This is a genomic window from Ferdinandcohnia sp. GQ5, from assembly GCF_059759275.1.
This window is the reverse complement of the sequence record NZ_JCAXEW010000027.1, coordinates 57,473-67,745: the sequence shown is the minus strand read 5'-3', so window position 1 is coordinate 67,745 and position 10,273 is coordinate 57,473. Positions and strand designations below refer to the sequence as shown.

At 38.9% G+C, this 10,273-nt stretch carries 8 protein-coding genes; all 8 read left to right on the top strand.

What is annotated here, in order from left to right:
• Positions 1–962 precede the first annotated feature (962 nt).
• The 8 genes from AC6CHV_RS24215 to ispD all read left to right on the top strand — a co-directional run bounded on the left by AC6CHV_RS24215 (position 963) and on the right by ispD (position 10,238).
• Positions 963–1,664, top strand: a complete 702-nt coding sequence (locus AC6CHV_RS24215; protein WP_341329600.1) for an MgtC/SapB family protein — start codon at positions 963–965, stop codon at positions 1,662–1,664.
• A gap of 179 nt (positions 1,665–1,843) precedes the next feature.
• On the top strand, positions 1,844–2,305 hold the full coding sequence (locus tag AC6CHV_RS24210; RefSeq protein ID WP_121448823.1) for a CtsR family transcriptional regulator: 462 nt from the start codon (positions 1,844–1,846) through the stop codon (positions 2,303–2,305).
• Between the two features lie 178 nt (positions 2,306–2,483).
• Entirely contained in the window at positions 2,484–3,029 is a 546-nt protein-coding gene (mcsA, locus tag AC6CHV_RS24205) for a protein-arginine kinase activator protein McsA (protein ID WP_498079819.1), read from the top strand.
• A gap of 3 nt (positions 3,030–3,032) precedes the next feature.
• The gene (gene mcsB, locus AC6CHV_RS24200) at positions 3,033–4,130 is read left to right on the top strand and encodes a protein-arginine kinase McsB (RefSeq protein ID WP_341329602.1); all 1,098 of its coding nucleotides are present in this window, start codon (positions 3,033–3,035) and stop codon (positions 4,128–4,130) included.
• Positions 4,127–6,580 carry an ATP-dependent protease ATP-binding subunit ClpC gene (gene clpC, locus AC6CHV_RS24195; protein WP_498079818.1) on the top strand — a complete coding sequence of 818 codons (2,454 nt, stop codon included), beginning with the start codon at positions 4,127–4,129 and terminating at the stop codon, positions 6,578–6,580. Before mcsB ends, clpC begins: the two co-directional genes overlap by 4 nt.
• Before the next feature lie 202 nt (positions 6,581–6,782).
• Complete coding sequence (radA, locus tag AC6CHV_RS24190; protein WP_341329604.1) at positions 6,783–8,150, top strand: DNA repair protein RadA; 1,368 nt, start codon at positions 6,783–6,785, stop codon at positions 8,148–8,150.
• A 275-nt stretch (positions 8,151–8,425) separates the two neighbouring features.
• A complete protein-coding gene (locus AC6CHV_RS24185) occupies positions 8,426–9,517 on the top strand; it encodes a PIN domain-containing protein (RefSeq protein WP_121448819.1) in 1,092 nt (363 codons plus the stop codon).
• 34 nt (positions 9,518–9,551) lie between these two features.
• Positions 9,552–10,238, top strand: a complete 687-nt coding sequence (gene ispD / locus AC6CHV_RS24180; protein ID WP_498079817.1) for a 2-C-methyl-D-erythritol 4-phosphate cytidylyltransferase — start codon at positions 9,552–9,554, stop codon at positions 10,236–10,238.
• Positions 10,239–10,273 lie beyond the last annotated feature (35 nt).

The following is a 10,273-nucleotide window of genomic DNA, read 5'->3' as shown; positions in this document are numbered from 1 at the left end:
CATTATGGTTGGTCTTTTTTTATTTTCCAAAACCGAGAGATTTTGTGGTGTAAAAGAAGTTTTTACGGAAATAAGGCTATCAATTAGAATAGGTCGGGTTTCGAGGAGCAAAGAGTTCAAGGAAGCAAGGGAGCGACAACCGGAATGTACTATGTACATGAGGATTGGAGTGAGCGCAGCTGACGCAGAAATCTGCCGCTCATCAGAAGCCGACCACCGAACCACGGAAGTTAAGCTCTTGCGCCGATGGTAGTTGGGGCATTGCCCCTGTGAGAGTGGGACGTCGCTAGGCAATTAAGAGATCAACCGTTATGGTTGGTCTTTTTTTGTGCATAGAAAAATAGTAAAGAAACCGGTACATTAATGGTATATCGCAAACGGCCTAAACGGTATATCAACATATCGAGAAACAACAAATAGTATAACGAAAATGGCTTAATCGGTATATTGCCATATCGCAAAACGATAAGTGCTATACCGCAAATGGCTTATTCGGTATATCGCCATATTGAGAAACGATATTGTTATACCGCAAACGGCCTAAACGATACATCACCAGGTCGCAAAACGATAAATGGTATATCGCAATCAGCATATAAACGATACACCAACAGTACGGATGAGCCTCTATTGATTTACTTTAAACATACTATACCAATATATCTCAGAATCCCCATAACCCGCCCATTTTCAATCTTACCACCCATAAACCATGTTAAATTTTACATACTAATGAATATCAATAATTTATATCAGTTTGTTTATGATAAAAATGTCATAGTTATAAGTATTAATTACTATTCTAAAAAAATGGGTCCTAAGAAATCATAATTTAATTGATGAATCGTATAATTATAAAACACTAAATTTTTTCTTGTTTAAAAAAGGGGATTTAGGTTGCCTATCGAATACCTATACCTTATAAAAGGTTTTTGCATATACATAAAAAGGGAGGATGTAACATGATTGATTTTATTGCATCGTTCCAAACAGAAGAATTTTTAACGATGTCGATACGGATTTTTTTAGCCGCGTTATTATGCGGGTTAGTCGGCTTGGAAAGAGAGGTACATAAGCACCCTGCTGGGTTTCGTACCCATTTGCTAGTTGGAGTCGGCTCCTGTTTAATGATGTTAATGTCAATTTACGGGTTCCAGCCTTATTTAGAAATGAGTACAAACGTACGTTTTGATCCAGCCCGGATTCCTTCCTATGTGATAAGTGGTATTGGATTTTTGGGTGCCGGTACTATTCTTGTAAGGGATGCAACGGTTCGGGGGTTAACAACTGCTGCCTCCATTTGGGTGGTTGCCGGTCTTGGGTTAATTATCGGATTAGGCATGTATGCTCCTGCCATATTAACAACAATCGTTGTTTTACTGAGTCTAATTTTCCTTAATCGATTTGAGGAATTCTTCTTTAAATCCAGAAAAAGAAAAGTTGTTCATATCATTATCAATGAAGATATTTCATCATTTTCTGCAATCTTACAACTATTTAAAGATAATGGTTACCGGGTAAGGGATTTTAACATTAAGTACTCGAAGGATAAAATTAATAATAATTGCCAGTACACGATTGATGTTGAGGTCGGAAGTAAAAACGAACGTTTGCGATTGTATGAAGAATTGTCAAAACAAGAAATGGTGCAAAAAATTTTCTGATTTGGTGTTTAGAGGGGTACTAAATTTGGAAAGTATAGGATAGTAAATGCCTTGAAAATGATTGCCTAAATAATTTTGACGTTCGATTTGAAAAGCGAAACAGTTGAAAAATTAGTGCGGTCATTTTATATTATAGTTATAGTCAAATATAGTCAAAGTCAAGGTGAGGTGTGGTCATAATGAGGAATATATCTGATATCATCGAACAATATCTTAAAAGTGTTCTTGATACAAGTGATCGAGCTATTGTTGAAATAAAAAGAAGTGAGATTGCCGATAAATTTGAATGTGTCCCATCTCAAATTAACTATGTAATAAATACACGATTTACTTTAGAGAGAGGCTATTTAGTTGAAAGTAAACGAGGTGGTGGGGGTTATATTCGTATTATGAAGGTAAAAACGAATAATGATTCTCAGTTGATTAATCAACTCGTTCGCCTTATAGACAAACGGATTTCTCAAACGAGTGCAGAAGATGTCATTTTGCGTTTAATTGAGGAGGAAGTAATCTCGAAAAGAGAGGCGAAGATCATGCTAAGTGTAATTGATCGTTCCGTCTTGTTTATTGAGCTTCCTCATCGGGATGAGTTGAGAGCACGCATGCTAAAGGCAATGCTAACATCCCTCATGTATAGATAATAAGTTAAAGCCACCGGCGAATGCCACGATTTCTTAAAGGTAATTTTTCGAGCATAGGATTAAAGACTAAGAACGCCACATCCTGTGGCAACGTCTTTGTGACCCACTTCGTGTGGGCCTAAAAAAATCGGGCACAAATACGCCAAGGCGCATTTGATTAAGTAGGAAGGTGCTTACCATGATATGCCAAGAATGCAATCAACGTCCTGCCACATTACATTTTACAAAGATTATTAACGGTGAAAAGACAGAGGTTCATATATGTGAACATTGTGCTCAAGAAAAAAGTGAGATGTTTATGTTTCCAGGCACATCTGGCTTTTCAATAGATAACTTATTAGCAGGACTTCTACAATTTGAACCACTTGCAGGTTCAAAGCAAAATGCTTTTCAACAAAATGAGATTTTACAATGTAGTAACTGTAAAATGACTTTTCAACAATTTGCAAAGGTAGGTCGGTTTGGCTGCTCGCATTGCTATCCAACCTTTGAAAAACAACTTACCCCAATCTTAAAACGTCTGCATAGTGGTAATACACATCATACAGGGAAAATACCAAAACGAATCGGAGGCTCCTTCCATATCCGGAAAGAGATTGAACAATTAAAGCATAAGATGCAGGAGTATATTTCCCTAGAGGAATTTGAAAAGGCTGCAGAAGTTCGTGACCACGTAAGGGCTTTAGAGAAAAAGCTAGGTGGTTACAAAGAGGGGGATGTATAATCAATGTCACTTGAACATTTTATCAATCAAGCCTTAAGCTCTTGGATGAGTCAAGAAGGGCCGGATTCGGATATTGTCTTAAGTTCAAGGATCAGGCTTGCTCGAAATTTGAAAAATGTCCCCTTTTCAACGGTGTATTCAAATGAAGAAGCTCAACAAATTGTGGAAGTCTTCCAAAAGGGCTTTTCAGGGAAGAGTTTTCCTTCAATTGGAGAAATGGAATTATTAAAAATGATGGAGCTCCAACCAATTGAAAAGAGGGTACTTGTTGAAAAACATTTGATTAGTCCACATTTAGCTGAGGACTCTACGTATGGAGCTTGTCTTTTATCTGAAAATGAAGAAATTAGCATTATGATTAATGAAGAAGACCATATTCGAATACAATGTTTATTCCCAGGGTTACAATTATCGGAAGCTTTACGGGTTGCAAACAACCTGGATGATTGGATTGAAGAGCATGTCGATTACGCGTTTGATGAAACAAGAGGTTATTTAACCAGCTGCCCGACGAATGTAGGGACTGGGATACGTGCATCTGTGATGATGCATCTGCCAGCACTTATCTTAACTCATCAAATGAGTAGAATTATCCCGGCAATCAATCAACTTGGCCTTGTTGTAAGAGGAATATATGGTGAAGGCAGTGAGGCGTTAGGAAATATTTTTCAAATTTCAAACCAAATTACGCTTGGAAAGACGGAAGAAGATATTGTTGAAGATTTAGAGAGTGTTGTTGCTCAGTTGATTGCGCAAGAACGTTCTGCACGAGAAGCTTTGGTAAAAACCTCTAATATTCAGTTGGAGGACCGAGTATTCCGTTCCTATGGGGTTTTAGCTAATAGTCGGATCATTGAATCGAAGGAAGCAGCTAAATGTTTATCAGATGTCCGATTAGGTATAGATCTTGGCTATATAAAAGATATATCAAGAAGTATCCTTAATGAACTCATGGTTTTAACACAACCTGGATTCCTACAATCATATGCTGGTGGGGCATTAAGGCCAAATGAAAGAGACGTTAAAAGAGCGTCTATCATTCGAGAAAGATTGAAGCTAGAAAATAATAAGACTACCGACATGGAGGGTGATGGGTTATGATGTTTGGCAGATTTACTGAGCGTGCACAGAAGGTATTGGCTTTAGCTCAAGAGGAAGCTGTGCGATTAGGGCATAACAATATTGGAACTGAACATGTATTATTAGGTCTTATTCGAGAAGGCGAAGGAATCGCTGCTAAGGCCTTACTTGCACTAGGATTAGGTCCCGAAAAAATTCAAAAAGAGGTCGAGGCTTTAATTGGCCGTGGTCAAGAGGGATCACAGACAATTCATTATACTCCGCGTGCGAAAAAGGTAATCGAGTTATCAATGGATGAGGCTCGGAAGCTTGGTCACTCTTATGTAGGTACAGAGCATATTCTACTGGGATTAATTCGTGAAGGGGAAGGCGTCGCTGCACGGGTATTAAACAATTTAGGTGTGAGCTTAAATAAAGCTCGTCAGCAGGTTCTACAGTTATTGGGAAGCAATGAGTCATCATCGGGGCATCATGGTGGAGGTTCTACAAATGCCAATACACCTACCCTAGATAGTTTAGCCCGTGATTTAACTGCGATTGCAAGAGAAGGCAGCCTAGATCCAGTTATTGGCCGTAGTAAAGAAATTCAACGTGTGATTGAGGTACTAAGCCGTCGTACGAAAAACAACCCAGTTCTAATCGGGGAGCCTGGTGTTGGTAAAACGGCAATTGCAGAAGGTTTAGCCCAGCAAATTATCAATAATGAGGTACCAGAAACGCTTCGTGATAAGCGAGTAATGACCCTTGATATGGGTACCGTGGTTGCGGGTACAAAATACCGTGGGGAATTTGAAGACCGCTTAAAAAAGGTAATGGATGAAATACGCCAAGCTGGTAATATCATTTTATTTATAGATGAACTTCATACCCTAATCGGAGCAGGTGGAGCAGAAGGAGCAATTGACGCGTCAAATATCCTAAAACCATCACTTGCTCGCGGTGAACTTCAATGTATTGGTGCTACCACATTAGACGAATACCGAAAGTATATCGAAAAGGATGCCGCGCTAGAGCGACGCTTCCAACCAATTCAAGTGGATGAACCAACTGTCGAAGAATCTATTTTAATTTTAAAAGGATTACGCGACCGTTATGAAGCGCATCATAGAGTATCAATCTCAGATGAGTCTATCATTCAGGCTGTTAAACTGTCAGATCGCTATATTTCAGACCGTTTTCTACCAGATAAAGCAATTGATTTGATTGATGAGGCTGGTTCAAAAGTTCGTCTTCGTTCCTATACTGCACCACCAAATTTAAAGGAGCTTGAACAAAAGCTTGAAGAGGTTCGCAAGGAAAAGGATGCGGCGGTTCAAAGTCAAGAGTTTGAAAAAGCTGCATCATTACGTGATTCCGAGCAACGTCTACGTGAACAGTTAGAAGAAACGAAGAAAAACTGGAAGGAAAAGCAGGGGCAAGAGAACTCTGAGGTTACTGTAGATGATATCGCAATGGTCGTATCAAGCTGGACCGGTGTCCCTGTATCTAGACTAGCACAAACTGAAGCGGATAAATTATTAAATATGGAAGAAATCCTTCACTCACGAGTAATCGGTCAGGAAGAGGCGGTTAAAGCTGTTTCCAAGGCAGTTAGACGTTCACGTGCAGGATTAAAAGATCCGAAGCGCCCAACGGGTTCATTTATTTTCCTTGGTCCAACGGGTGTAGGTAAGACAGAACTGGCTCGTGCTCTAGCTGAATCTATTTTCGGTGATGAAGATGCGATGATTCGTGTAGATATGTCTGAGTACATGGAGAAGCATTCCACATCTAGACTAGTGGGTTCACCTCCAGGGTATGTCGGCTATGAAGAGGGCGGCCAATTAACTGAAAAAGTGCGTAGAAAGCCATACTCTGTCATATTACTGGATGAAATTGAAAAGGCACATCCAGATGTATTCAATATTTTACTTCAAGTGCTTGAGGATGGACGTTTGACTGATTCAAAGGGGCGCACCGTTGATTTTAGAAATACGATTTTAATTATGACTTCAAACGTCGGAGCTAGCACATTAAAGCGTAACAAATATGTTGGCTTTGCCCTTGAAAGTGAAAAACAAGATTATAAAAACATGAAGGATAAGGTAATGGAGGAATTGAAGAAAGCGTTCCGCCCAGAATTCCTTAACCGTATTGACGAAATCATCGTCTTCCATTCACTAGAGAAGAAGCATCTGAAGGAAATTGTAACACTCATGTCAGATCAGTTAACGAAACGTCTAAAAGAGCAAGACTTTGAGCTTGAGTTAACAGAAGCGGCAAAAGACCGAATTGCTGAAGAAGGTTATGACCCTGATTATGGGGCACGCCCATTACGTCGTGCTATTCAAAAACAAATTGAAGACCGTTTGTCTGAAGAGTTATTACGCGGTAAAATAGAAAAAGGAAAGAAAATTGTAATGGACTTCAATGACGGAGAATTTGTGATTCAAACGAAAGAAGTCGAAGAAACTAAAGAAACAGTGAAATAACATGTAATTTGTAAAAGAGGTATACATTATCTAGTTTGTGTATACCTCTTTTTTCTAAATAATGCTTAGCTCTAGGCACCAACGGCTCAAGGATACAAGCTAATCGCTTCTAAAGGAAAAAAGTCCTTCTTTCAGCGCTTATCTTGTGCTTGTCGCCGGTTAGAGGCGCCTTGTGCTTCTAATAAAGAAAGGATTAATGACGATGGCAAAAACAAAAACGAAATTCACCTGTCAATCCTGTGGCTATGAAACACCAAAATGGATGGGAAAATGTCCCGGATGTGGTTCATGGAATTCATTAGTCGAGGAAACTTTGCATAAGCCAGCTAGAAAAGGTGCTTTTACTCATTCAAGTCCCACAGTTCAGCGAAAGCCTTCACCAATCACTTCAATCGAGTCAGAAAATGAACCAAGAATGTATACAGAAAATAAAGAATTTAATCGCGTACTTGGTGGCGGGATCGTCAGGGGTTCACTTGTCCTAATTGGGGGAGACCCAGGTATAGGAAAGTCTACACTACTGCTACAAGTATCCTCTCAATTAGCCAAACAAGACAAGGTTTTATATATTTCCGGAGAAGAATCGGTCAAGCAAACTAAGCTACGATCTGATCGCCTAGGTGTTTCCTCTGATCAATTGTATGTCTTAGCGGAAACGGACCTCGAATTTATTTCCCAGACAATTTCTGAGCTTAAACCTTCTTTTGTAGTCATTGACTCCATTCAGACGATTTATCACTCTGATATTGCCTCTGCTCCTGGTAGTGTGTCACAGGTACGTGAATGTACAGCAGAGTTAATGCGAATAGCAAAAACAAATGGGATTGCTATTTTTATCGTTGGTCATGTTACGAAAGAGGGAAATATTGCAGGCCCACGTTTGTTGGAGCATATGGTGGATACTGTTCTTTACTTTGAAGGGGAACGTCATCATACATACCGTATTTTACGTGCAGTTAAAAACCGTTTTGGTTCAACCAATGAAATGGGTATATTTGAGATGAAAGAAACAGGCCTTGAAGAGGTGGCAAATCCATCTGAAATTTTTCTGGAAGAGCGTTCTGCAGGATCCGCAGGATCAACGGTTGTTGCATCAATGGAAGGGACACGACCCGTTCTCGTTGAAATTCAGGCTTTGATTTCACCAACTAGCTTTGGAAATCCACGACGAATGGCAACTGGGATTGACCATAACCGGGTTTCGTTATTAATGGCGGTATTAGAAAAAAGAGCTGGTTTTCTTTTACAAAACCAAGATGCTTATTTGAAGGTTGCGGGTGGAGTGAAATTAGATGAACCAGCAATTGACTTAGCTGTTGCTTTAAGTATTGCTTCAAGTTTCAGAGATCAAGCTACAAATCCGGCGGACGTTATTATAGGAGAGGTTGGACTAACCGGTGAGGTAAGAAGAGTTTCTCGTATTGAGCAGCGGGTCCAGGAAGCAGCAAAGCTTGGTTTTAAACGAGTAATCCTTCCTGAACGTAATCTTGGTGGATGGACCATTCCAAAGGGCATTGAAGTTATCGGCGTAAGTGATATTAGGCAGGCTATTCAACATACACTAGGATAGTTTAAATTGTGCTATAAAAAATCGAGTGAAAATGAAACATCTTTGCTTCTTTTTACGTATAGTAAGTGTGAACAAATGGACATACCACTTTCCTGATGTGCAGCTTAAGCTAAATATTTTTTTATAGGAGCAGTAATAATTTTAGAAGGATATAAAAATAATATATAGGTATCGTTTACACGTCTATGTCATTCTGTTTACATTTTGAAAAAAGCTATTTATTGTAGGTTTCAATTATTATAAAGTGATTATAATGAATAGGAGGAGGTGAAGGAATGTTAAAACGTATTGTGCAGCTATTTTTTCTAATCGTCGGAGGTATGCTTGGGATAGTATATCTACCTGATTTACTTAAGCTGTTAAATATCGACAATATTCCATACTTAAATAACTCATATACGCTTGCGATTTTAGGTGCTATTATATTATTTATTATTACTTTTTGGTTAGTAGATTATATCGTAGGTCTAATTAAATGGCTTGAAGAGTCATTGATCAAAGCTCCTGTTACAGATGTGTTATTTGGAAGCCTAGGTTTAATTTCGGGGTTAATTGTTGCGTTTTTAATTGTGATTCCATTGGACCGTATTACATTTTCAGTTGTAAATGCCGTGCTTCCTATTTTCATAACCCTGCTTTTGGGATACTTAGGATTCCAGGTTGGTTTCAAAAAGCGGGATGAGCTTGTGAACTTATTCTCTATTAACCGTGCTGGGAAGAAAAAGGGCTTAGAGGACGAGGAAGTTAACCAACAGGCCAAAAAACTTAAAATTTTGGATACAAGCGTAATCATTGATGGACGTATTGCAGATATTTGCCAAACGGGATTTCTTGAAGGAACCATCGTCATTCCACGATTTGTTTTAGAGGAACTTCAGCATATTGCGGATTCTTCAGACGTGTTAAAGCGAAACCGTGGGAGAAGAGGTTTGGATATTTTAAACCGAATTCAAAAAGAACTATCAATTAAGGTAGATATTTATGAAGGTGACTTTGACGATATACAAGAGGTTGATAGTAAGTTAGTGAAACTTGCGAAATTAACGATGGGTGTAGTCGTGACAAATGACTTTAACCTTAACAAGGTTTGTGAGCTTCAGAATGTGGCAGTTTTGAACATTAATGACTTAGCAAATGCTGTGAAACCAGTTGTGTTACCGGGTGAAGAATTGAGTGTGCAGGTCATTAAGGATGGAAAAGAACATAATCAGGGTGTTGCTTACTTAGATGACGGCACAATGATTGTCGTTGAAGAAGGTCGCGATTATATCGGAAAACGCATTGATGTACTTGTAACGAGTGTTTTACAAACATCAGCGGGTCGAATGATTTTCGCAAAACCAAAGTTGCTTGAAAAAGCTTTATAATTTAATACTTAAACATCGATAGGGGCGCTACGTGGTGAATTATCAGGTTATAATTCCTGCTGCAGGTCAAGGAAAGAGAATGAATGCGGGAAAGAATAAACAATTCATCGAATTGCAATCAATACCAGTAATTATTCATACATTAAGAGTTTTTGAACAGGATCCAATGTGTTCAGGAATCATCTTAGTGATCAACAAGGATGAACAACTAACCTTTGAAGATTTGCTTCAAACATATAGAATTCAAAAGGTTGTTTCTTTAACCCTGGGTGGCAGTGAACGACAATATAGTGTCTATAATGGCTTACTAGCAGCAAAAAATACTGATATTGTGTTGGTTCATGATGGGGCCAGACCTTTTCTGAAACATGAGCATGTTCATGAGTTAGTAAGTGTGGCAGTGGAAAAGGGAGCGGCGGTCCTAGCAGTTCCCGTAAAGGATACAATCAAACGCGCCTCTAGTGATTTATATGTGGAAGAGACAGTTGAACGTTCTAGCTTGTGGGCAATCCAAACCCCACAAGCTTTTCATGTTTCTATCTTACAAGAGGCACATGAATTAGCTAGAAAAGAAGACTTTCTCGGTACAGATGAAGCGAGTCTCGTTGAAAGAATTCCGAAACAGGTTTATATTGTTAGAGGCGATTATTTAAATATTAAACTTACGACTCCAGATGATTTAATTTTTGCTGAAGCTATTTTACAAAACTGGACAAGCTAAATTATTCCTGGGGTAACAATTTTATAAAAAGGGGG

Coding starts and splice junctions, on each gene's coding strand:
- AC6CHV_RS24215 (WP_341329600.1), top strand. CDS start 963: ATGATTGATTTTATTGCATCGTTCCAAACAGAAGAATTTTTAACGATG.
- AC6CHV_RS24210 (WP_121448823.1), top strand. CDS start 1,844: ATGAGGAATATATCTGATATCATCGAACAATATCTTAAAAGTGTTCTT.
- mcsA (WP_498079819.1), top strand. CDS start 2,484: ATGATATGCCAAGAATGCAATCAACGTCCTGCCACATTACATTTTACA.
- mcsB (WP_341329602.1), top strand. CDS start 3,033: ATGTCACTTGAACATTTTATCAATCAAGCCTTAAGCTCTTGGATGAGT.
- clpC (WP_498079818.1), top strand. CDS start 4,127: ATGATGTTTGGCAGATTTACTGAGCGTGCACAGAAGGTATTGGCTTTA.
- radA (WP_341329604.1), top strand. CDS start 6,783: ATGGCAAAAACAAAAACGAAATTCACCTGTCAATCCTGTGGCTATGAA.
- AC6CHV_RS24185 (WP_121448819.1), top strand. CDS start 8,426: ATGTTAAAACGTATTGTGCAGCTATTTTTTCTAATCGTCGGAGGTATG.